Annotated in this window: 17 protein-coding genes, 1 tRNA gene and 1 pseudogene; 6 read left to right on the top strand and 13 right to left on the bottom strand. The window is 41.4% G+C overall.

Annotation, left to right across the window (positions count from 1 at the left end; all coding sequences use genetic code 11):
- Positions 1-44 precede the first annotated feature (44 nt).
- Positions 45-2,795 (top strand): PD-(D/E)XK nuclease family protein, encoded by a 2,751-nt coding sequence (locus tag HPE63_RS11545; RefSeq protein WP_188314432.1) that lies wholly within the window; start codon positions 45-47, stop codon positions 2,793-2,795.
- Between the two features lie 2 nt (positions 2,796-2,797).
- Here the strand turns inward: HPE63_RS11545 and HPE63_RS11540 are convergent, their stop codons facing one another.
- Positions 2,798-3,511: an SDR family oxidoreductase gene (locus HPE63_RS11540; RefSeq protein WP_188314431.1), complete on the bottom strand. Its 714-nt coding sequence runs from the start codon at positions 3,509-3,511 to the stop codon at positions 2,798-2,800.
- Positions 3,512-3,600: 89 nt separating this feature from the next.
- On the opposite strand from HPE63_RS11540, the gene HPE63_RS11535 reads away from it, so the two are divergent.
- A tRNA-Ala gene (locus HPE63_RS11535) sits at positions 3,601-3,674 on the top strand.
- A gap of 146 nt (positions 3,675-3,820) precedes the next feature.
- Here HPE63_RS11535 and HPE63_RS11530 read toward each other — a convergent pair.
- The 11 genes and pseudogenes from HPE63_RS11530 to HPE63_RS11480 all read right to left on the bottom strand — a co-directional run bounded on the left by HPE63_RS11530 (position 3,821) and on the right by HPE63_RS11480 (position 19,160).
- On the bottom strand, positions 3,821-4,030 hold the full coding sequence (locus HPE63_RS11530) for a hypothetical protein (RefSeq protein WP_188314430.1): 210 nt from the start codon (positions 4,028-4,030) through the stop codon (positions 3,821-3,823).
- Between the two features lie 125 nt (positions 4,031-4,155).
- Positions 4,156-4,659 carry a hypothetical protein gene (locus HPE63_RS11525; protein ID WP_188314429.1) on the bottom strand — a complete coding sequence of 168 codons (504 nt, stop codon included), beginning with the start codon at positions 4,657-4,659 and terminating at the stop codon, positions 4,156-4,158.
- A gap of 1,057 nt (positions 4,660-5,716) precedes the next feature.
- Positions 5,717-6,997: pseudogene (locus tag HPE63_RS11520) on the bottom strand (efflux RND transporter periplasmic adaptor subunit); the annotation flags it as partial.
- A gap of 25 nt (positions 6,998-7,022) precedes the next feature.
- Positions 7,023-7,724 carry a PepSY domain-containing protein gene (locus tag HPE63_RS11515; RefSeq protein ID WP_188314427.1) on the bottom strand — a complete coding sequence of 234 codons (702 nt, stop codon included), beginning with the start codon at positions 7,722-7,724 and terminating at the stop codon, positions 7,023-7,025.
- A gap of 83 nt (positions 7,725-7,807) precedes the next feature.
- Positions 7,808-10,309, bottom strand: a complete 2,502-nt coding sequence (locus HPE63_RS11510) for a heavy metal translocating P-type ATPase (protein WP_188314426.1) — start codon at positions 10,307-10,309, stop codon at positions 7,808-7,810.
- 279 nt (positions 10,310-10,588) lie between these two features.
- Positions 10,589-11,131 (bottom strand): DUF3347 domain-containing protein, encoded by a 543-nt coding sequence (locus HPE63_RS11505; RefSeq protein ID WP_188314425.1) that lies wholly within the window; start codon positions 11,129-11,131, stop codon positions 10,589-10,591.
- Positions 11,132-11,178: 47 nt separating this feature from the next.
- Positions 11,179-12,411 (bottom strand): TolC family protein, encoded by a 1,233-nt coding sequence (locus HPE63_RS11500; protein ID WP_188314424.1) that lies wholly within the window; start codon positions 12,409-12,411, stop codon positions 11,179-11,181.
- A 3-nt stretch (positions 12,412-12,414) separates the two neighbouring features.
- Positions 12,415-16,224 (bottom strand): efflux RND transporter permease subunit, encoded by a 3,810-nt coding sequence (locus tag HPE63_RS11495; protein ID WP_188314423.1) that lies wholly within the window; start codon positions 16,222-16,224, stop codon positions 12,415-12,417.
- A gap of 109 nt (positions 16,225-16,333) precedes the next feature.
- Positions 16,334-16,756, bottom strand: coding sequence for an HYC_CC_PP family protein (locus tag HPE63_RS11490; RefSeq protein ID WP_188314835.1), 423 nt, complete (start codon positions 16,754-16,756; stop codon positions 16,334-16,336).
- Positions 16,757-16,853: 97 nt separating this feature from the next.
- Complete coding sequence (locus HPE63_RS11485) at positions 16,854-17,978, bottom strand: glycerate kinase (RefSeq protein ID WP_188314422.1); 1,125 nt, start codon at positions 17,976-17,978, stop codon at positions 16,854-16,856.
- A 384-nt stretch (positions 17,979-18,362) separates the two neighbouring features.
- Positions 18,363-19,160, bottom strand: coding sequence for a universal stress protein (locus tag HPE63_RS11480; protein WP_188314421.1), 798 nt, complete (start codon positions 19,158-19,160; stop codon positions 18,363-18,365).
- Between the two features lie 53 nt (positions 19,161-19,213).
- On the opposite strand from HPE63_RS11480, the gene HPE63_RS11475 reads away from it, so the two are divergent.
- From HPE63_RS11475 to HPE63_RS11465, 3 genes are read left to right on the top strand one after another with little or no spacing between them, the layout of a single operon-like run.
- A complete protein-coding gene (locus HPE63_RS11475) occupies positions 19,214-19,714 on the top strand; it encodes a GNAT family N-acetyltransferase (protein ID WP_188314420.1) in 501 nt (166 codons plus the stop codon).
- Between the two features lie 15 nt (positions 19,715-19,729).
- Positions 19,730-21,064, top strand: coding sequence for an MATE family efflux transporter (locus HPE63_RS11470; protein ID WP_188314419.1), 1,335 nt, complete (start codon positions 19,730-19,732; stop codon positions 21,062-21,064).
- A 22-nt stretch (positions 21,065-21,086) separates the two neighbouring features.
- Positions 21,087-21,854, top strand: coding sequence for an enoyl-CoA hydratase/isomerase family protein (locus HPE63_RS11465; RefSeq protein WP_188314418.1), 768 nt, complete (start codon positions 21,087-21,089; stop codon positions 21,852-21,854).
- Between the two features lie 379 nt (positions 21,855-22,233).
- On the opposite strand, the gene HPE63_RS11460 is transcribed toward HPE63_RS11465, so the two are convergent.
- Positions 22,234-23,247: a phosphotriesterase family protein gene (locus tag HPE63_RS11460; protein WP_188314417.1), complete on the bottom strand. Its 1,014-nt coding sequence runs from the start codon at positions 23,245-23,247 to the stop codon at positions 22,234-22,236.
- Between the two features lie 376 nt (positions 23,248-23,623).
- On the opposite strand from HPE63_RS11460, the gene HPE63_RS11455 reads away from it, so the two are divergent.
- On the top strand, positions 23,624-24,730 hold the full coding sequence (locus HPE63_RS11455; RefSeq protein ID WP_188314416.1) for a Gfo/Idh/MocA family protein: 1,107 nt from the start codon (positions 23,624-23,626) through the stop codon (positions 24,728-24,730).

The raw sequence follows: 24,730 nt of genomic DNA, 5'->3' as shown, positions 1-24,730 counted from the left end.
TAAAAGCCCTGACGATTTGGTCAGGGCTTTTTTTATTTTTGGCCATGGACAGTTTTCTTGAACACGTAGTGCATACTTATTATAATGAACACGGTTCATTTGAAAATACCGTATTTGTTCTCCCCAGTAAAAGGGCAGGTTCCTATCTAAAAAAAGGAATTTCGAAAATTACCCTAAAACCCATATTCTCGCCTGAAATATATAGTATCGAAGAATTCGTATGTAAGATCTCAGGGCTTTCGACCGCGACAAATACCCAACAACTTTTTGAGCTTTACTATGCCTACCTTGAACATTGTGAAAATGGACAGGAAACTTTCCTTGATTTTTCCAAATGGGGGCAGACCTTATTACAAGATTTCAATGAAATCGATAGATATCTTATAGATACGGGACGCTTATTCTCCAACTTATCGGCCATTCAAGAAATAAACCACTGGTATTTGGCAGCGGAAAAAACCAAAATGGTGAAGGAATATATCGCATTTTGGAATTCCTTGGAAAATCTTTATACCACGTTCAATACACAATTGCTGGCTAAAGGTATCGGACATCAGGGACTTATTTATCGGAAAGCCTATGAGGAATTAGAAGCCTTTCTAAAATCCCACAACGAAAATCGCTATGTTTTTATTGGTTTCAATGCACTTAATACAGCTGAAAGTAACATAATCCAAAGCATATTGCAAACGGAGAATGCCGATATCTATTGGGATTTGGATTCTTATTTTTTGAATGACCCAATTCATGATGCGGGATTCTTTATACGGAACCATCAAAAAACATGGCCCTACTTTAATCAAAATAAGCTTAAGGGAATAAGTTCATATTTTACACAAGAAAAGAAGATTGAGGTAATCGGTGTGCCCAAAAGTGTGTCCCAATCAAAATATATTGGTACACTACTTAAAAAGATGGCCCTTGAACACAACGGAACCTTGACCCGAACAGCAGTGGTCCTAAATGATGAATCATTGCTCAATGCATTACTCAATTCATTGCCAGATGAAATCGAAAAGGTAAATATTACCATGGGTTTTCCTTTGAACAAGACCTCCTTTGATAATTTCTTTAACCAGTTCCTTGAACTTTATGTGAATAAACAAGCCCATGGTTGGTATTATAAAAATCTTTTGGCATTCTTATCCGATCCTTACACCCATATGTTCTTGGATGAAGATGGTTTACCTTCGTCCGAAGTACTGACCCATACTATTTTAACCCATAATCTGACATTTTTAACGAAAAGTCAATTAGTATCCTTTGTAAAGGATAATCATCCCTACTTGGAAAAGTTGTTTTTTGAGCAAATACCTTCGCCCATTCAGTTTGTTCAATGCTGTTTGGCCATAATCCCCATTTTAAGATCAAAACTCCAAGCTTCGGGCAACTCCGTTGCTTTGGAGGAACTAAATCGATTTTATGGTATTTTCAACCAAATGGCATCATTAATCGGGGAACACGACTTTATTAATGATCTAAAATCGCTGAAAGCCCTTTTTAACGAACTAGTTTCCTTGGATACGCTCGACTTTAAAGGAGATCCCATAGAGGGTTTACAGATTATGGGCATGCTTGAAAGCCGGAATCTCGACTTTGATACCGTAATACTTGCCACGGTGAATGAAGGGATCATTCCTTCGGGCAAGTCCAACAACTCCTTCCTCCCTTATGACCTAAAAAGAAATTTCGGACTTCCCACCTTTAAGGAAAAGGATGCGGTTTATACCTATCATTTCTATCGTCTTCTACAACGTGCAAAGCATATATACCTCGTTTATAATACTGAACCGGACGTTTTGGAAGGAGGGGAAAAAAGCCGCCTTATTACCCAATTACTGACCGATGAAAATTTAAAAAACCCCATCACGGAATACATTGCCGTCCCGGAAATAAAAGTGGACCCCAAAACAGAGGTTCGCGTTCAAAAGGACGAAGCGCTTATACAGCTTATTCAAGGGAAAGCACTAAAGGGATTCTCCCCTTCATCCCTCAGTAATTATATCAGGAATCCTTTGGATTTCTACAAGCAAAACCTCTTGGGCATCGATGACTTACCAGAAGTTGAGGAAACAGTCGCCGCCAATACGTTCGGCACAATCATACACGATACCTTGGAAGACCTATATAGACCCTTGGTCGGTAATTTTTTGACCAAGCAAATTCTTATAGATATGAAGGGCAATATTGAAAGGTTGGTTCAAAAGCATTTTGCCGAGACCTATGCCGCCCTCGATGTGCTACGTGGTAAAAACCTCATTGCCTACCAAGTGATTATCAAGTATATAACGAATTTTATAGATCTCGAGGTCGAACAAGTTGAAAGACATCGGGTAAAGATCCTAGGGTTGGAGGAAAAAATGGAAATTGCACTCGATATTCCGGAGCTAAGCTTTCCGGTGCATCTGAAAGGAAAATTAGATCGAATTGATGAAATTGACGGAACACTTCGAATCATCGACTACAAATCGGGCAACGTACTGGCAAATGAAGTGGAGTTATTCGACTGGTCGATAATTACCCAGGACTATAAATATAGCAAGGCCTTTCAATTATTATGCTATTCGCTCATGTACACCAAAGGAAAAAATAACAATCCAATTGAAGCAGGAATCATCTCGTTTAAGAATTTAAGTGCCGGTTTGCTGAATTTTGCCACTAAGCCCAGTAAGAATGCCCGCACCAAAGACAGATCGATTACCCCAGATATCCTTGCGGATTTCACGGTGGAGCTGAAAAAGCTCGTACTCGAAATTTGCGATCCTGGGATTCCCTTTATCGAAAAAGAGGTTTGATCCTATTTTTTGTCCGGTCTGCTAGGCCTTACCTCTATTTTACTCGGTAACGTTCTTGGGTGCATTTTCAAAAGATCCAATACCAATTCCCCAATATCCTCTGGCTGTATCTTCCAGGCATCTTTTTCTGAAGGCTCGTTGTTGTTAAAATGAGTGGCCACTGAGCCTGGCATTATGGTGGAGACCTTTATATCATATTTCCGTAAATCGAGCATGGCTGCTTGGGTAAAACCGACTACGCCGTACTTTGAGGCATTGTATCCCGCTCCCGTGGCAAAGAAATTGGTGCCTGCAAGACTTGCTAGGGTAATGTAATACCCTTTTGATTTTTTCAACGCATCCAAAGACGCTTTTAAGGTATGGAAAACACCATTTAAGTTCGTATCGATCAGCATATGCCATTGTTCGTCACTCATCTCGTCAATCGGAGCAAAAATCCCTACCCCAGCATTGGCCAAAACCACATCCAAGGTTCCCCAGGTATCGAGAATGGTCTTTATGGCGTTCTCCTCATCCTTATGTTTCGTAACATCGGACTCAATGGCCAAAACATTCTTGTTATTCCCCAATTTCCGGGCCGCAGCCTCAACAGATTTTAAACTTCTACCACTTATGGCCACCCTCATACCTGCCTTAAGCAATGATTGGGCCACTCCGTAACCAATACCTTTGGATCCCCCTGTTATATAAGCTACTTTACCTTGTAAATTCACCATTTTTTAGGGTAAAGATAATTAGATAAAAGAAAACGATACCAGTATTTTGATACTTGAACAAAAAGTATTTCCTTTGAACTTCCTAAAAAGGGGGATTAGCTCAGCTGGCTAGAGCGCTTGCCTGGCAGGCAAGAGGTCACCGGTTCGACTCCGGTATTCTCCACATAAAGCAGAAAAGCTGTACAAAAAGTACAGCTTTTTTTATGGAGAAATGAGAAAAGCCATTTTTTCATTTTGACAGAAATAAAGAGACTGCGTTAGCAGAAGTTTTTCTATTTACATAAGGGCGCGAACAAAGGAGCAACTCAGTTACTCCGGTATTCTCCACATTAAGCAGTAATGTTGTACGGATAGTACACGTTTTTTCAAAATAATAGGTGCCTCTAATCTTGCCGAGACAATACGTGCTGCATCATCCGTCTCGGGTATTTTCATCATCAATGGGCCGTCAATTGGCCTTTTGCCTGAGGATATCGTCATCAGCATAACAACTAACAAAAAGGGCTCTTGGGGCTTCATCGACCTTTATTTTGTGCGCTAACACAATAAACATATTTCACGTCAGAAAAAATAGGGCCGTTAATACCATGCTATCATTATGGTCACCTACCTAAGATCACCCTTAAAAGTATGTTATGCAGAAGCTAGGCTGCCTTTTTTCCAAAAGGTTTCGCTGATAGTTGGCCAATGAGTATGGCCTTCCATTTTTGAATCCTTTGAAGTTCGAAATCTTCTTGAAGCATTTGATCGATATCATAAAAATTCATGAGTATTGGTTCGCTGTTTTTTAACAAGACTTCTAGGTCAAGTCTTTCGAGCAACAGTTCTTTTTTCCCCTTTCTTTTTATCCCCTTTCTTTTTTCTATTATTTGAAATCCATTCAAAGTGTTTAGATCTACTAGCTGTTCTAGACATTCTGACGCTGTAATTTTAAGGAATAAGAATTTTTTCTGATTAGTATCCAATCCAATATATGTATTACCCCAGTTTTCTGCCTGAGTGATGTTCAAACTATTATTACCAATTGCTTGTTTAATTTTGGCGCTTTTTCTTTTTCTTTCCCTTTTCCCCTCTGATATAAATAAAAAGTAGGGTAAGAACACGCTAACCATTACGATTAGGTCTACTATAATCAATGAAATATCCATTTCTATACGATTTATTATTACTAAAAATTGATTTTGTTAATTCCTCAATACATGTTGATGTTCGTACCCCTTGCCTGAAATTGGGATGCATGATATATGGAAAAGTCAAAACTCTTCCTACCCGCATCGCGTACGATTTTAAGATTTATGGAAAGGAATGAAAAGGATAGGAAATTGAAAAACTAGTAAGTCTTAAGTCAATTGTGTGGCTATACCTGAGATATAGGAGATGAAAAATATTTTGGTGCGAAGCCAAGACTATTTTCTTAAGTTCTTTTAGAAGATAATCTACTTTCGGTTTTGGAAGGTAGTTTTGGGGTGAAAAAACTTCAATCCCTACGTTTGTTAAATTTACGAACGGGTTATTATTATTATGAAAAATAATATCTGCACTATTGTCAGCGTATGTTGTAGTATCGCTAAAAGTTTTGGTCAATGGAAATGACGAATCATTGTAGCCAATAAATGCGATAAAAAGTATTAGTCGAAAATAAAACATTGTTTTACCTTAATTCCTTATCAAATGTAGTAACATATTTAGTTAACCCCGTGTTAAAAATCATCGCTTTTTATTTTTTTAAGAGCAACCTTTTGCCCAAGTATTTCATCTATTTTCACATGGTTTTAAGTACAATAGACTAGAGGGGTTATAAAATAAATGGATTGTTTTTTTAGATGGCCGAACTCATATTATATGCCATGTTTTAAACGACGTCCATGTCTTAATTGCGAACGATGTCAAACAAACCCTGGGACCTAATAGTTGGAATGCCAGATTAAATGGTATTTCCTTTGGTTATTTGCGAGCTCCATACCGACCGCTCCCCTTTTTTTGGTATGCAATTGCAATAGACGTTTCAAATGGGGGGTTGTCCGATACTTCGTTGCCGGATCCCATGCCGACAGGAATGGACCATTACATTTGCAAGACGGGATAGCTCTCGGAGCAACAAAGTTACTCCGGTATTCTCCATTCCTTTCCCACGATGCTCAATTTGTAAAAACTTTTGTTTGAAATATTTTAGGTCTCCCCGGTCACAAACCAAAAATAGCGCTACTTCATCCCCTCATGTACTTCATGACCCGTAGTCGTTTTTTCACCACCTTGATTCATCATCGATTTTTTACCCTGCAATTGTGCTGCCGCATCAACGGTAAAAGTGCCATTGGTAACGATTTCATCCCCATTTTGCAAACCGGACAATACCACATATCCTCCATTGATCGCGTCGCCCAAAGCGATTTCCCTTAGTTCAAAAACGGGATTGTCCGGGTCGGTCTTTAGATAGATAACCGAGCGTTCCCCTGTCCACAATACAGCACTTTCGGGAATTATTATCGTATCGTCTTTCGTCCTTGAGGCGAGCCTTAATGAACCAGATACGAACATTCCTGGTTTTAATTCCCCTTTTGGGTTATTTAAGACAGCCCTGACCTCAACGGTTCTAGTCGCTGAATTCAACACGGGATTAATAAATGAAATTTTGGCATTGAACTTTTTATCGGGATACGCCTTGGTCATAATTTCGATATTTTGGCCTTCCTTTAAAAGCGAGACCTGATTTTCATAGGCATCGAAAACTGCCCAAACCGTATTTAGATCGGCAATCTTGAACAATGGCGAGCCTTGTTTTATATAGTCGCCAGCTTCTACCATGATTTCAGAAACCGTTCCGGATACATTGGCATACACGGGGAAATTTTCCCGAACCTTACCTGATTTTTCAATCTCGCCTATCTGCTTTTCGGAAAGTTTCCAAAGCTTAAGTTTATTACGGACGGCGGTATACAAAGCGGGCTGGGATTCCTTTAAACTTGCCGCCGTTATCAATTCCTGTTGGGCCGAAACGAGTTCAGGGGAATATATGGTTGCCAATTGTTGCCCAATGCTAACCTCCTCGCCCTCATAGTTCACGAACAGTTTTTCTATCCGTCCGTCAAAATAGGATGCTTGGGTCGCAACGGCCTTTTCATTTTCTTCTATAGTTCCTGAAAGCTTCAAGGAGTTGTCGCCAGAAGTACTGTAACCTACTTTTGTGGTTCTGATATCGGCCAGAGCCAATGCATTTTTGGACATTTTGAACTGATCTTCTGCCAAACCATCGGCCCCGGATTCCATTGGAATCAAATCCATGCCACAGATAGGGCAGTCCCCCGGTTCGGGTTGCAGAATCTGGGGATGCATTGAACACGTCCACATTTCACCCGATTTGGATTCTTGGTTGTGATCATGTGTTGCGCTCGTAGTGGTGTCGTTGTAATTACCCCCAAAAATCAGGTATCCGGCCATAAGACCTCCGATCAACGCTATTCCGATATAAAGAATATTTTTTTTCATTTCTTCTGATTACATTTTTATATAATTAATAAATTATTCTCTTTCTAATCCTAGGGGAACTTACGAACCATAGCATAAAACCACTCAATACGGTTAATAGTCCCAAAAAGGAGAAAGCCCTTAAAACAATGGTATTAAAGTTATCCCTGCCCTGATAATCCATCGTATGGGTCATCCAAAGAAAATCGAACCATCGCCACTTCCGATGTCTAACGGTCTGAAAAGCACCATTTTCAATGGCAACATAGGCCTTTAGATTTTCCGCTGTTCGATAGGAGATTTCATAAGCCGGTAAAGGTCTTCCCCTATACTCGTGGTGTTCGTTAACACCTGCTATTCTCTTTATTTGGTCGAATTCCAAATCAGGACGCATATAACGCTGGGCAACTTTAATGGCTTCCTGTTCGGTAACTTCTTCCTTAATAACTCCCGAACGGGCATTAATAAGTGTCGATTCATTGATCCAATAATATGGCTCATCGGCAATTTCAAGAAGTTCCAAGGACGTAATGGGCTGTTTATAATCTAATTGGGAAGTGCCCACTAAATCTACAAAAGCCGTTCGGCCCGGTGTTGCCTGTTTAAAATGATCCCCGTGGATTTCATCGATATCCGTCCAACTAAAATATAGCCCACTTATCGTCCATAGCAGAAATTGGATCCCCAGAAAAATTCCCAGGTATCGATGTATTTTACGAATCTTAATGGCTGTTTCACGCTTTACCATTGTTTATGTATTATTTTGTTTACATTTTTAAAAACCTACAAGATTTTAGAAACCTTGTAGTTAGGTCCTAAAGACCGTGCTGCTTAATCGATTTTAGTTGTTCGTAATCTCAAGGCATTGGCTATTACCGAAACGGAGCTAAAACTCATTGCGGCAGCGGCTATCATCGGGGAGAGCAATAGCCCGAAAAAGGGATAGAGTACCCCTGCGGCAATAGGCACCCCAAGGGTATTGTACACCAACGCAAAGAATAGGTTCTGTTTAATGTTCTTCATAACCTTATCGCTTAGGTTCCTTGCCTTGACAATGCCATGCAGATCGCCCTTTACCAAGGTAATGGTTGCACTCTCGATGGCGACATCCGTACCTGTGCCCATGGCGATACCCACATCGCTTTTGGCCAATGCGGGGGCATCGTTGATGCCATCTCCTGCCATCGCAACTATTTTCCCATTTTCTTGCAATTTCTCGACCTCCTTGAGTTTGTCCTCCGGAAGCATTCCTGCTTTATAATCGGCCAAGTCCAGTTCACTGGCCACAGCCCGTGCCGTATCATAGTTGTCCCCCGTTAGCATGATGACGGCAATACCTTTGTCCTGTAATTCCTTGATGGCCTTTGCACTTGTCCCCTTTATTTTGTCGCCGATAACCACATAACCAACCGCATTTCCATCTATGGTCAGATATGAAACCGTTTTGCCTTGTTTTTGATAGTTCAGTGCCTCATCCCGAAGGTTGGTGGTCATCGCTGCATCTGCATGTTCCATCATTTTAAAATTCCCCAACGAAACCTTTTTTCCATTTACAGTGCCTTCAACACCCTTACCCGTAACGGCATTGAATAAGTCCACTTTTAATAGGGATATCCCTTGTGCTTTACCATAGTTGACCGTTGCCTCTGCCAAGGGATGTTCGCTCAATTGATTTAGGGAAACGATATACTGTAGTACTTCTGTCTCCGAGTAGGAATCCCGAGAAGTCCCGATGGCCTCCACCGTGGGTTTTCCTTCGGTCAAGGTCCCGGTCTTATCGACGATAAGGGTATCTACTTTATGCATCTTTTCCAAGGCTTCCGCATTTTTGATAAGGACGCCATTCTGTGCCCCCTTGCCTACACCCACCATAACCGACATGGGCGTAGCCAGACCCAAGGCACAAGGACACGCAATAATGAGAACAGCTATGGCATTGACCAAGGCATAAACATAAGCCGGTTCCGGTCCCCAAATGGCCCAAACCGCAAAGGTTATCATAGCAACCAACACCACTACCGGAACAAAATACCCCGAAACCTTATCTGCCAAGTTTTGAATAGGCGCTTTGCTACGACTGGCCTCGTTGACCATACGTACAATCTGTGAGAGCAAAGTGTCGGAACCTATCTTTTCCGCAATCATCAAAAAGGATTGGTTACCATTGATGGTTCCGCTGCTGACTTTATCGCCCACGGACTTGTTTACGGGAATGGGTTCGCCGGTAATCATGGATTCATCCAATGAAGTATTTCCTTCGGTAATCGCCCCATCTACTGGAATCTTATCCCCTGGTTTTACCCGAAGGATATCACCCAATTCAATGTCATCAATGCCGATTTCTTCTTCCTTTCCATCCTTGACCCGAATCGCTTTGTTCGGTGCAAGTTTCAGCAATTCCTTAACAGCGGTATTTGTTTTGCTGTGTGCACGGGCCTCCAATACCTGTCCCAACAACACCAAGGTCAAGATGACCGTGGCCGCCTCAAAATAGACATGTACGCTACCCGTTTCCGTTTTAAACTGGGCAGGGAAGAAATCGGGTAATAACATCCCGAAAACGCTAAAAATCCAAGCAACACCAGCACCGATCCCAATAAGCGTGAACATATTGAGATTCCATGTTTTGATAGAGCGATAAGCGCGTTCAAAGAACATCCATGTAGCATAGAATACGACAGGAATGGATAGTGCCAATTGTATCCAGTTCCAGTTTTTTTGCTTCATTACAACGTAAAGTGGATTGTTCGGAATCATTTCACTCATCGCGATCAAGAAAATCGGCAAGGTGAAAGCAGCGGCAATCCACAATTTTTTGAGCAGCTTTTTATAGGTCTTTTCCTCAGCGGATAGGTCGGGTTGCATGGGTACGAGGTCCATTCCACAGATGGGGCAGCTTCCCGGTTCGTCCCTAACGATTTCTGGATGCATGGGGCAAGTGAATTGCGTCTGGGAATTGGATGCAACGTTTTGCTCCTCGACCAAATCCATTCCGCAGACCGGACAATCCCCAGGTTTATCATAGGTCTTGTCGCCTTCACAATGCATCGGACAATAGAAGGTGCCGTTTCCATGGGCTTTTGGTTTTTCCGTCTTCTTTTCTGGCGAATGATGATGCTCGCCTTGTTTATGAATTGTATAGTGCCCTCCATCTTTTTTCAGGGCTTCCTGAAATGTCTCGAAAGGAATATGCTCTTCCATTTCAATGGTCGCCTCGGCCTTTTCCAAATCGACCGAAACCAAGGTCACACCTTCTACTTTTGAGAGTGTTTCTTCCACATAGTTTCGACAACCGTTGCAAGTCATTCCGTGTATATGATACGTATGTTTCATCTGTTCAAATTTTTTTGTTCTTTAAAGGTCAGATGTGATTCGACATTGAACATTTAGTTCATTAGTTATTATTTGTTTTTTAAAGGTATTCATGAATCTGCGATTTCGGTTGGTATTGCCAACGCGCAAGCTGGCTTCTTCACTAAAAATGTCCACCGGACATTTTCTTAACGCTCGACCCTATGGCTCATTTCATGTGTTTTCTTATAATGCCTGTCAAAGGAAGGGTTAAACACTAACCATTAACTATAACTTCCCTTCCTAAAACAGGACTTTATCTTACTGGATCTTTTCTACTACCTTCCCGCATTTCAACATCTTATCTCCGTAATATGGATTTCTGATTTCCTCCATATTGGAAATCCAATAACCCCCTTTTCCGTCAAAGGCCATCGGACAAAACTGCTTGAAAATGGCCCCATCTGAAATGGATTCTTTGAACAAAGGTTCTATCTTTTCAGTTAATTTGGAGAAAAGTTCCCGTTGCTTTTCAATATCATCGGTTTCTTCCATAGCCAAGGCCATCAACTTCATCTCTTCACTTTCCTCGGTAAAACTTTCGGCCAAGTTTTCGGCTGCTTCGTTCACTTCTTCAGCTTCCGAATTGACCAACGCCATTCTAATCTGTTGATAATCATCGAATACCTTTCCGGTCATCCTGTCCGAAAAGGAGGCATCGGCAATTTCTGGCGTATTTTCTTTAATAGCCTCCATTTCGTCAGGAGTACTTATTTTAGTATCCTGTTTGTTCTTTTTGTCGCCACATGAGGCCAAAGAGATAAGCATTATTGTTGCGATTGTCAAGTTAGCGGTTCTTTTCATTTTTTTTAGGTTTAGAAATTGATAGTCAAATAATTATATTGCGATTTTTATTGATTCGTTAAGTAATTGATAACAGCGGATTGCACATAATAACTTTTTACGGCTTCTACTCCGTTCAACTGAAACCTCAGTTGCAATTCTTGAATGTCTAACACCTCATTGAAGTCGATAGTACCTGTTTCGTAGTTTTTGGTCAGGATTTCTTCTGCATCCCTGGCCTGTTTTAGATTTTTTTCTTGTGTATTGATATTTATCCGTGCTTGGTTTTGCATCGCTATCGCTTTTGCAAAGGTGGTTTTCAACACATTTAGGCGTTCCATCTTTTGTAATTCGATTTCTTTTTGGCGCAGTTCATTCTGTTTGGTAATCGATTTGAATCGGTTATTGAAAATTGGAATGGAAAGTGAAACCATAGGCATCACAATATCCTTCCCATTGTCGCTAAAATCCATGTCAGTTCGTTCAGAAACGGGAACATAATCCAATCCAAAACCGATATCTGGTGCACTTTGTTTCTGATTAATTAATTCAGACTGGGTTATGGATTCATAAAGTCTATCATATTTGATCAGTTCAGGATTAAGCTCTAAACTGTCTTGTAGATAAACAGGTTCTTCCAATGGCAATAACAAGTCGGAAACGACCTTGACAGCTATACTTTGTTTTCGGTTTAAGAGATTATTGAAATTAGACTGCTCCGCCAGGAATTCTTGACCCAAAACCGCTTTTAGTTGATGCAGTTCATTCTGTCTAATCTGTAAGCGGAGGACATCTACAGCGGAGGCCTTCCCCACTTCTACTGAAGTCAATGCTAACCGTTCATAGGTTTTAAGCAATTGCGTATTTTCATCCAATACACTTTGTTTGGCATTAATCGCATACAATTCGTAGTACGATTGGGCAATCGACAACGCGAGTTTACGTTTGGCGATGGCAATTTCAACGAAATCTGTTTCCGCCATTGAACTAGCATAATTCTCTCGAGCTGTAATCGTACCAAACCAAGGTAACATTTGGGAAACTGAAAATCGGGCACGTTGCGCGCCAGTTCGTGTTTCAGGCTCACTCACAAAATAGCCTGCACTTACGGTGGTGTTAGGCAAAGAATTCGCTTCCCTAACTTTTTCTTGGGCAATGTTATAGCGGAGTTCATAAGCCTGTATTTGAGGGTTGTTTAGCTCAGCTTCCTGAATGTAAGATTGTAATTGTTGTGCATTTATTGAGAGACTCAAGAAACTAGTAACAAAAAACAGGTATGTATGTAATTTTAAGGTTTTCATAGTTTATGCTTTTAAAGTCTTATCTAGCTTTCGTGAAAGCAAAATCTCTTGCTGCCAGCTATAGAGAACAGGAACTAAAAAGTAGGATGTAATATCGATCAGCATCCCACCAAAAATAGGTATGGCCATCGGTATCATAATATCGCTTCCTTTTCCCGTTGATGTAAGAACGGGCAATAGGGCCAAGACGGTAGTGACCGTGGTCATCAAACAAGGTCTGATTCGTTTTTCAGCGGCTTCCAAAGTTGCGGAACGAATCCCCTTTCTGTTCGTGGGTGCTTCCCTATTAAAGGTTTGTGTTAAGTAGGTGGCCATGACAACCCCGTCGTCTGTAGCGATACCGAACAAGGCAATAAAACCTACCCAAACCGCAACACTCAGGTTAATGGTCTTCATATTGAAAAGCTCACGCATATTCTCCCCGAACAAATTAAAATTGAAGAACCAATCTTGACCGTAAAGCCAAATCATAATAAACCCCCCGGCGAATGCAACCGCAATACCCGTAAATACCATTAAGGAAGTGGTTACTGAACGGAACTGAAAATAAAGGATCAAAAAGATAATCATCAGTGCCAAGGGCACCACCACCGAGAGGGTTTTTTCAGCCCGCAATTGATTTTCATAGGTGCCGGTAAATCGATAGCTCATTCCTTTTGGTACTACCAATTCACCCTTTTTGATTTTTTGCTGTATCAGCGCTTGCGCATCTTCTACCACATCTACCTCAGCATAGCCATCCATCTTGTCAAAGAGCACATAACCGACCAGGAACGTATCCTCGCTTTTAATAACCTGCGGCCCTTGCTCATATCGGATGGTTACCAATTCACCCAATGGTACGGGACTGCCTTTTGCAACAGGCACATAAATATTATTAATATCCCCAGGATTTTCCCTAAGTTCCCTCGGGTAGCGTACCCGAACCCCATAGCGTTCCCTGCCTTCGACGGTTTGGGTCAAGGTCATGCCGCCAACGGCAACCTCTAACACCTGTTGTACATCCTCCACAAGAATGCCATATCGTGCCAAAGCCTCCCGATCGATATCGATCAACAGATAAGGTTTTCCAACGATCCGATCGGCAAATACCGCCTCGTCCTTAACTCCCTCGGACTCTTTAAGGATATTTTCAAGGGCTATTCCGAAAGCTTCAATTTGTCGTAAATCCTGGCCCTTGACTTTAATCCCCATTGGAGCTCGCATCCCGGTCTGTAACATGACCAATCGCGTTTCAATCGGCTGTAGTTTTGGTGCGGAAGTAACGCCAGGCAATTTCGTTACCCGAACGATTTCGTTCCAGATGTCGTCGGGCGAATGAATTTCCGGGCGCCAGTTTCGGTAATATTCCCCTTTGGTATCGGGAATCAGGTTTTCATGGGTTATATCAGAAAAATCCTGAATGTCGCTTCCTTCATACTCGGACTTTTTTTCTTCTATAACGGTATTGGGATTCAAAAAGAAACTTCCATCCTTTAACTCAAAAAATCCATTTTCATCGACCTTATAGCGCTGTCGTTTACCTTCCTTATTGCGCATATACTCCGGTTTGTAGAGGATTACGTTTTCATACATAGAAAGCGGAGCGGGATCTAACGCAGATTCCGTTCTACCCGACTTGCCAACCACGGTCTTTATTTCGGGAATACTGGCCACGGCCATATCCAACTGTTGTAAAACCCTTTTGTTTTCGGCTACCCCTGCATGCGGAAGCGAAGTGGGCATCAATAAAAAAGAACCTTCATTCAAAGCGGGCATAAACTCTTTACCCGTATTGTTCATTATTACGATGCCTAGAGTCAAAACGGTAGCGGGTACAATTAAAAACAATACCCTGTTCTGTAATGCCCAGCGGAGTATCCTGGCATAGTAGCTCTTGAACAGGGAAAATGAACCGAGTAGGCCAAAGCAGACCATGGATACGAAAATTAGATTCATCACGATACTTCGGTCAAATCCCAAGGGGCGCCAATACCCGGCCAGTAGAAAAACAAGGGCAATAACGGAAAGAATAATGTTGATCGCGTTCTTGTTCAGCGAAAATTGAACATTGAAAATGGCCAGGTTATACTTATCGCGTTGTTTGGCGGTAAACCAGAATCCAGTACTGCCGAAAGCTATCAAGAGTAGTCCCAACCAGTATCCATATATAAGCGCTGCGATTCCCAAAGCGATTAATATCCCATTGACAACGTATTTTGAACGTTCCCTGACATCACTTTTTCTAAACAAGTAAGCGGCAAATGGTGGTATTAGAAAGAGTGCGATGAACAGAGATGCAGAAAGCGCCATCGTTTTGGTAAAGGCAAGTGGGCGAAAGAGTTTGCCTTCGGCCCCTATCATCGTAAATACGGGAATAAAGCTGATTATAGTGGTCATTACCGCGGTAACTATGGCGCCTGAAACTTCTGCTGTGGCGTTGTAAATTACCTCATTAATAGTTAATACAGTCCCATTCTCACCAAGGCGTAATTTTTCATCTTCTAAATGCCGTATCATATTCTCGGCCAGTATCACGCCCATATCGACCATGGTGCCAATGGCAATGGCAATACCAGAAAGCGCAACGATATTGGCGTCAACATTGAACAATTTCATGGTGACAAAAACCATCAATACAGCGACTGGCAACAATCCTGAAATAAGGATGGATGCCCTCAGGTTGAAAACCATGATAATGATGACCAAAATAGTTATCAGTATCTCCAAGGTCAAGGCTTCGTTCAAGGTCCCCAAGGTTTCTTGGATCAGTTCGGTACGGTCGTAAAACGGTACAATGGTCAGTTGGGAAGTGCGCCCATCGCTAAGTAGTTTAGAAGGGAGTCCAGTACTTAACTCCGCGATTTGGTCTTTTACATTATTGATGACCTCCAACGGGTTTGCCCCATATCTGGCTACCACAACACCACCGACCACCTCGGCGCCTTCCTTGTCGAGAATACCTCGTCGCACGGCTGGGCCGATTGAAACATTGGCGATATCCTTAACCCGGATGGAAGTATAATCTTCTGAGGTAACCACCGCATTTTTAATATCTTCCAAAGATTCTACATACCCTAGGCCACGTACCAAATATTCGGCCTGGTTGATTTCCAAGGTCTGCGCACCAATATCGCGATTGCTTTGTTTAACAGCATTGACCACCTGATGAAGTCCAATATTGTATTGCTTCATCAATTCAGGGTCCACATCGATCTGGTATTCTTGCACATACCCCCCGATTGAAGCCACTTCTGAAACACCACTTGCGGCGGCCAGTCCGTATTTTACATAGTAGTCCTGAATACTTCTCAGTTCTTGTAGGTCCCAACCGCCTGTTACATTTCCTTCTTCATCCCTGCCTTCCAAGGTATACCAGAAAATCTGACCCAATGCCGTCGCATCCGGGCCCAAAGCAGGATTAACCCCCTCTGGAAGCAAATTACTTGGGAGGGAGTTCAGTTTTTCTAGGATTCGACTACGACTCCAATAGAATTCCACATCCTCTTCAAAAATGATATAGATGCTCGAAAACCCGAACATGGACGAACTTCGAATGGTTCGAACGCCAGGGATGCCTAGCAAAGAAGTCGTCAACGGATAGGAAATCTGGTCTTCGATATCCTGTGGAGATCTGCCAGGCCATTTGGTAAAAACGATTTGTTGGTTCTCTCCAATATCGGGGATGGCGTCCACAGCGACGGGATTGCTGGGCAAGAAGCCTGTGTCCCAATTAAACGGTGCATTTACGGTACCCCATCCTACAAAAAGTAGGAGCATAAGTACCGCCACAAGTTTATTCTCGATAAGAAATTTGATGCCTTTGTTTAGCATAGGAATTGATTATTAAACAATTAGAAACCGCATGGAGGAAACCATGCGTACAACAGAACAAGCCCAATAACAGCGTTTGCCGTTGGGCTAATTTTCCAAAGTTTAAAAATCAAATGAGGAACGTCTGATCTAGGATCTGTATATCCCGTATCAGCGGTGGCGGAGCATAATCTTTAAAGGGGACAATATTTTCGTCAATCCCTTCGAATAAATTGATATACGAATACACAAAAGAAACAACGAATGCGTGTTGATCAAAAGTAATTTGATCGAATGAAATCTTCAGGTCATCCTGTCCTTGTTGAATAACTTCCACATCGGTACAGCAGTCCATTTCCGTTTCCATCATAGCGCAATCCTTGGATGATGTGGACATTTTTGCCTTCATCGTGCACGTATCCACATTTTCGAACAGGCTAAAATCCACTAAATGATCGCCACAAAAATGCATATCCAAAGAGAAGGACATGGTGGAAAATAGCACGATAAGTGCCATAACCGAGGACATTATTTTTTGAAACGTTTCTTTCATTCGTCTAGCAAAGCTACAAAATTCTAAAATGGTAGACATTTGTTTAACAGAAGTTTAAAAGGAATATTGTGATCATGTGACGACCTTGAAGAATGGCTCACCTTAAAATATTCGCAAAATTATAGCTTGCATTTACTAGATTATCGTAACTCTTATGAATGGCTTGTTGAAGGTTTGAAACACCTCTTACAATAGAGACAACATAGGTAAGTCCAAAATCTTGTTGTTGCTTTATCGAAATATTCACAGACCCACATAAGGCGGCAACGGGGATATTTTTTGAAACTGCGGATGTGATGACCCCGTCAATGGTTTTGCCTGCGAGTGTCTGTTCGTCCAACTGCCCTTCGCCCGTAATAATCCAATCAGCACGTTCTATCGCCGTATCGAAATTCGCCAGCTCTTTGATTAGATGGATACCTGAAGTCAAAACCCCTCTTAGGAAAACATGGGCGCCTCCTCCTATACCTCCTGCTGCTCCTGCGCCAGATACTTGCTGTACATCTATACCGTATTGTTTTAAAATAATCCCGGTAAAATTTTGCAACCCTTGATCTAACAAGGTGATTTCCGCTTCCGAAGCCCCTTTTTGGTTCGCATAAACATGGGCCGCACCATTTTTGCCATAAAACGGGTTGGTAACGTCACAGGCGACTTTAAACTTTGCTTCGTTAAGTTTAGGGTGAAGGTTTGATGCATCGATTTTTTTTACATCCAAAAGATGGTTCCCTACGGGTTTCAATTCCTGATTGTCCCCATTTAAAAAACGATACCCCAAGGCGTGCGCCATGCCCATTCCCCCGTCATTGGTAGCACTTCCACCGATTCCAAGAATAATTTCCTGAGCGCCTTTCTGTAACGCGTCGGCAATTAGCTCTCCCGTACCCAATGAGGTGGTGTTCATGCAATTGCGTTCCTCATCTTTGAGCAATTTAAGCCCTGAGGCCTCCGCCATTTCGATATAAGCGATTTTTGTTTTTTCCGAATATAAGTAAGAGGCTTGAATAGATCGAAAAAGGGGGTCGTGGACCATAACCGATACCTTACCGCCATTTATATAGTGCTGTACTACGTCCATGGTGCCGTCGCCACCATCGGCCAAAGGCATTTTGAGTATCGTTGCCTCCTTAAAGACCATTCGTAATCCTTCTTCGACCGCATCGCAGAATTCGAATGCGCTAAGCGAACCTTTAAATTTATCTGGGGCGATTACGAATTTCATTGCATACTCATATTTAGGTTAGCAATTGAGGTAGAAAAATACTAAATAGTACAATGAAAATGAAGGATTCGGTCAGGAGTATCACGTCTTTTCTGCCAGAATAGAAACCTCCTTCATGCCTCCGTCACCTTTTTTAGCAGATTCCATCATCAGGAACCATTATACGGGCTATACGCATTCCATCTAAAATCAGAATATGTCAGATACATATAGTTATAAAACTATAATATGGACTCTAACCATTCCTTTGCTTTTGTAGACAGGTTGCGTGTGCTTTTAGCAAGTATGTGTCGTCAAAGGACCCCATTACTAAATAAGCCTACAAGATAAAATATCGGAACTATTTTAGTACGTAAAAAATTAACTTGGAGCGTTTATGGGAATTCAATCCTTTTTAACACTCAATACCAATACCGGAATCGGTACGGAAAATTCCGATTTGCTAATTGTGTTCCTTTCCCAAAGTTTAACGAAAAACCCTCTTTTTCTTCTGAAAACACACAACAGATCGGGGTGTTTCGATTGAAAATGTTCCATAACCCCAAGATAGGTCGTCGGATTTTCTGTTATCGTCAATTTTGAGCAAAGATCCAATAACGCCGTGTTTATCTTAAGGTCATCATCGGTATACCCAGGTGTTTTTACAAGAAGTAAATTCACTTTTGCGTTATGCTTTTTCTTTATCGTAAGTAAGGGGTCTAAAACACGTTTGCGCTTTAAAACCCCTGACTTAAATGCGGTAAGGATATTTTTAAAGGGCTTATATTTTGTTCCTTTAGGCACTATTAAAGCCGGGATATCGGTCCTCTTGATTATTTTGCCTGAAGTATTTCCCAGATATAGATCTTCTTGGATATCGTTGCTCCTTGGTGCAAGTATGATCAAATCAATACCCAATTCTTTGTCTATTGTATTTATACCATCGACCAACTCACCATTATAAGTCGCGATTTTGATATCTACATTTTTGGCATCTATCTTCTCGATAATGCCTTTAAGTCGTTCCTTGCCACTTTTGGCCAGTTTTTCGGATATGTTGGCCAAACTTCCTGCCTTCGCGCTTACATTATAAACATCCATAACGAAAACCTTAGCCGTAAAATCGGAGGCGAAATCCACTGCATACTGCAACGTTTCGTTTGCGTCAGGCGAAATACCAATGGGGACAAGAATCTTTAACATATCGGTCAATATTGATTAATACTTTAAATTTACAATTAAAACAAATCCTATTCGTGATTCGTCATGCAAAGATATCTGAAATTCGTGACATTCTAAGCGTTACCCGAGATTGTGCGGAATTTATGATCAAAAACGGCATTTATCAATGGAACCAATTTTATCCGTCGAGAACGATTTTTGAAAAAGATATTGCACGTTCAGAGTTGTTTGTACTTGAAAAAGATAACCGGATTATCGGCACCTTGGTTGTTTCATCCCTTATGGATAAAGAATACCTTCCTGTTCAATGGCTTACACCAAATTCCCAAAACATATATGTTCACAGGTTATCCGTACTACCCAAGCATCAAGGGCAGGGCTATGCCCGAAAACTGATGGATTTTGCCGAGAACTTTGCCAAGGAGCATGGCTATATTTCCATTCGTCTGGATACCTTTAGCCAAAACAAGCGCAACCAAAAATTTTATGAATCCAGAGGGTATCAGAAACTTGGCGATATTTATTTCCCTAAACAGAGTGAACATCCCTTTCATTGTTATGAACTGGTGCTATAATCCCAAAAAGTACAATTGAAGACAGCCGTAAGTTTTAAAACGATCAACAAATTGGCCATTCCGGCAACCATAGCTGGTATTGCCGAACCCGTACTTTCTATTACCGACACGGCAATTGTTGGGAATATAGCTGTTGACGGGATGGAATCATTGGCCGCAGCAGGGATTGTAGGTTCGTTTCTATCGATGTTGATTTGGATATTAGGGCAAACCCGCAGTGCCATTTCCGCGATTATATCGCAATATTTGGGTGCGGGTAAATTGGACGAGGTAAAAACATTGCCCGCCCAGGCAATTTTTTTGAATATACTCCTCAGCATTATCATTCTCTTATCGACCATCTTTGTTGTTGAAGGGATTTTTACATTGATGAATGCATCCGGCAAAATTCTAGCGTATTGTATTTCCTATTATTCCATTCGTGTTTGGGGGTTTCCATTAACGTTATTCGTCTTTGCGGTCATGGGCATATTCCGGGGATTGCAAAACACGTATTATCCCATGTTGATAGCCCTTGTAGGGGCCTTTCTCAATATAGGGCTGGATTTCATTTTAGTGTATGGTATTGAAGGGGTCATTGACCCTATGTATCTTGAAGGGGCTGCCTGGGCCAGTCTGATTGCCCAAGGTGTCATGGCCATTATGGCCTTTGTCCTCTTGGTTTCAAAAACCGATATCAGTTTAAAAATACAGTTGCCCTTGCATAAGGAATTAGGTCGGTTGGTCGTGATGAGCCTCAATCTGTTTGTACGGGCCATCGCCTTGAATGTCGCCTTGATCCTGGCCGTAAGGGAAGCTGCAGATCTTGGGGATAAATATATCAGCGCACATACCATTGCTATAAATCTATGGCTTTTTACGGCCTTTTTTATCGATGGGTATGGGGCTGCTGGGAATATAATGGGAGGCAGATTGCTTGGGGCAAAGGATTATGATGGGCTATGGAAACTTGCAAAGAAAATAATGCTATACGGAGCTGTGGTGAGTTTGGTTCTGATGCTGGTGGGATTCGCTTTCTACAGGCCTATCGGACAAATATTCTCAAATGAAATTGAGGTGCTTACTACCTTTAATAGCATCTTTTTCATTGTGATCTTAGGTCTTCCCATGAATACTATGGCTTTTGTTTTTGATGGTATTTTCAAAGGCTTGGGCGAGATGAAGTATTTAAGGAACGTATTGCTCGTAGCCACATTTGTCGGTTTCGTACCTACCCTGTATTTAACTAAAACGGTACACTTGGGCTTATACGGCATTTGGATAGCACTTACCGTTTGGATGGCCATTCGTGGTGGTGCCCTGGTGTGGAAGTTCAGAAGAAAGTTTCGTCCCTTATTACAAAACACCTAATTTTGGGATAAATTCAAAATTTATGGGCACGAATAGGGAAAATGGTAGCCTTTATACCACAATAGACAACAAAGTGGCCACCGTTGAATTTGGCCACCCGGCGGGGAATTCATTCGTTGCCGAGTTATTGGATCGCCTCACCAATGAAATCAATACGCTCTCCGAGAATAAAGACATTACGGTAATCGTTTTGAGATCGGAAGGCGATCGGGCGTTCTGCGGTGGCGCTTCCATTGATGAATTGATGGCCATACAAAACTTGGAAGAAGGTACGTTGTTCTTTAGTGGCTTTGCCCATGTGATCAATGCCATGCGAACCTGTGAAAAAATCATTGTAGGCCGTGTTCAAGGGAAAACCGTTGGGGGCGGCGTTGGCCTTGCGGCAGCCTGTGACTATGTTTTTGCCACGGTCGATGCCTCGGTACGTCTTTCTGAATTGACCCTTGGTATTGCCCCTTTGGTGATTGCCCCAGCCGTAAAACGTAAAATGGGAATCGCAGCCCTGTCAGAAATGTCATTATCCCCTACCGAATGGAAAAATGCTTATTGGGCCAAAGAGAAAGGGTTGTTCGCCAAGGTTTTCGATTCTAGAAAGGAAATGGATAAAGAGCTGGATTATTTCTCCCAACAACTATCCACCTATAATCCGGAAGCGCTGCAAAAATGGAAAAAAGTACTCTGGGAAGACACAGACCATTGGGATGGGCTATTGACCGACCGTGCTGGGATAACGGGAACATTGGTACTATCCGATTTCACTAAAAAGGCATTGGCCAAGTTCAAGAAATAATAATCCCAAAGCAATTCCGTTTTATATATCAAAAAAAAACGAGATGGACATACTGAACTTCTTAAATAGCGACCTTGTTTTTCCGGTACTGGCGCTGCTTGTTGTGGTTATCTACTTTGTGAACCGTGTTCGTACCAGACGGAAATTCAAGCGGTAATTGGCCATAGGGTTTTCGTTTTAGTAAATAATGCCTAAGGCAAGAAGGCGCCTGCAGTGGATTTTGGTATTATCAGCAAATGCCTATATTTTTATAAAAATCCAGCCCTTCTATTCAGAATACATGTTCAAAATACGTAAGCCTTGTTTTGAATGCCACGTCTTAAAATCCGGCAACAGATGTATACTTCGTTTTAAGCGGTATTTTGGTGTTAATTTTAAATCAAGGGTTGTTACTGATTACTATCGAGAACGCTTTTGACGGATTGACGGAAATCAATAATTTAAATTCATCATCCGTGAATCCATGTGATTTAAGCTCTGGATAAAGTTTCTTGAAAATGGCTGTATACGGCTTAATAGTTTGATTTTCCTTTTGCGGATCATACCAACCAGAATCGTGCGAAATTAAAATTCTATCTAAAATCCCATTTCTTTTTGCAAATACTATTTTTTCAACATGTTTTTCAAGATCCCAGCCTAAACCATCAAGGCTTATCCAACAGCCCATTTCCGCTGCTTTAAGATAATTGTCATTATTGTTTTCCTCTTGGGCATGTACCCAAATAAAAGATGTCGGTGAAACTCCCATTTCTTTAAGAATGTTCAATTGTGGCCATAAACCTATAGCTTCTCCGGTGTGTGATGCAATGGTCAACCCTGTTTTTAAATTAGTTAATGCAGCAGCTTTTACTAACTTTTGATGTATAGGATGCAAGGAATCGGAATTATCAATACCAATCTTGATAAAGCCCGGTCTAATAGGCGTTTTATCTATCCCATTCCGATATTCATTAATCCACATTTCAGCAAGATCTTCCGCTGTTGTTTTTTTTACATATTCAGGTATGAACTTATTATATCGAGCACCATAAAGTCCCGTATTCGTGATTATCCTAATACCTGTTATATTGGCGATTTTTTCAAGAAGCAATACATCCCTTCCCAAGAAATTAGGCGTAGCATCAACAAAATACGCTACGCTGAATTCTTTGAGTTCTTCGAAAAAAGGCAATACTTCATTAAGAATTGCATCATGGTTGTAACTATTAGGTTGTATACTGTCTGCTCCTATAAAATCAACTAAAATATGCTCATGTGACAACCATATTTGATTGGAGTCTGTTGGGTGGGTCCCCTTGACATCTTGTATCAATGGGTGTTGTGTAGTTTGTGAGCGGCCCACTCCTATGGCCAAAATAAAAATTAATACAATAAATTTTAGTTGCCCATTCATTGATTTAAGCTCTAATTATTTTTAGAAATATCCATAATAAGTATAAATAAATGGTTTCAAACAGAATCTATATTTTCGAGGCATAACAATGGGATGTAGTTATCGATACTAACCCACTTATATCAACTAAGATACTAAATCCCCGATTTTCATAGAACGATTTATATGCGAATTAACCCTATTAAGGAACATTTTGTTGGTATGGCCAACATTGTATATTTTATATTAATAAAAGTATGGCACTACATACTTCCTTATATTTGAGTATCCATCTAATTCAACGAATATGCATTCTCCGAAAACTGTAATACCCTTCGCTATACTAATTTGTTTTGCTTTGATACGCTGCGAATCCCAACAAAAAAAAGAGAATACTATGGCGACAGAAGAAACCAAGGAAACTACTTCAAATGCACCAGAATACGAATACAAGGGTGACCCATTGCGCGTAGCGATCATAGGTTTAACACATGATCATGTCCATTGGATTTTGGGAAGGGAAAAGTTCAGGGATATCGAAATTGTGGGTATTGTAGAGCCTAATCGAGCTTTGGCGGAAAAGCACAGCAAGCAATATAAATACTCCATGGATTTGGTGCACAATTCGATGGAAGACATGATGAAGATCGTGCAACCAGAGGCCGTGATGGCTTTCAATGATATTTATGGGCATTTGGAGGTTGTGGAATTCTTTGTGCCGAAAGGTATCCATGTCATGGTTGAAAAACCATTGGCCGTCAATGTAGACCACGCCCATAAAATGATAGCCCTGGCAAAAAAGCATAAGGTACATCTTATGACCAATTATGAAACATCCTGGTATGGAAGCAATGCCAAGGCCTTTGAGCTGATCGACGATGGGAAGACTATTGGGGATATCGGAAAAATCGTATTCAATACAGGGCATCCTGGACCCAAGGAAATCGGTTGTAGCAAAGAATTTTTAGAATGGTTGACCGACCCTGTATTGAACGGAGGCGGGGCCTTGACCGATTTTGGTTGTTATGGTGCAAATATCGCAACTTATATTATGGAAGGGGAAACCCCCAAAACGGTAACCTGTGTTACCCAACAAACCAAACCTGACATTTACCCAAATGTTGATGATGATGCAACGATAATCCTTACCTACCCCAAAACACAGGTCGTGATCCAAGCTTCCTGGAATTGGTCACACAGCAGAAAAGATATGGCCGTCTATGGCAAACACGGTTATGTAATCTGTGAGAATGGTCAGGATATGCAAATCATGACCAATGAGAAGGATGGCCCAAAACCATTGAAGGCAGATCCCCTGCCCAACGGTATACACGATCCATTCGCCTATTTTACAAAGTTGGTCAAGGAAGATTATCCCATAATGCCATTCGATCTAGGCGCCATGGATAATAATCTCATCGTTGTTCGGATTTTGGAAGCGGCGAAACATTCTGCGAAAACGGGACAAACCGTAGTTTGGGATGATTTTTTTGAACAGGAATAA

The sequence above is a fragment of the Maribacter arenosus genome (genome assembly GCF_014610845.1).
Taxonomy (GTDB): domain Bacteria; phylum Bacteroidota; class Bacteroidia; order Flavobacteriales; family Flavobacteriaceae; genus Maribacter_A; species Maribacter_A arenosus.
The sequence above is the reverse complement of the archived record's forward strand: the minus strand, read 5'-3'. Positions and strand labels throughout refer to the sequence as shown.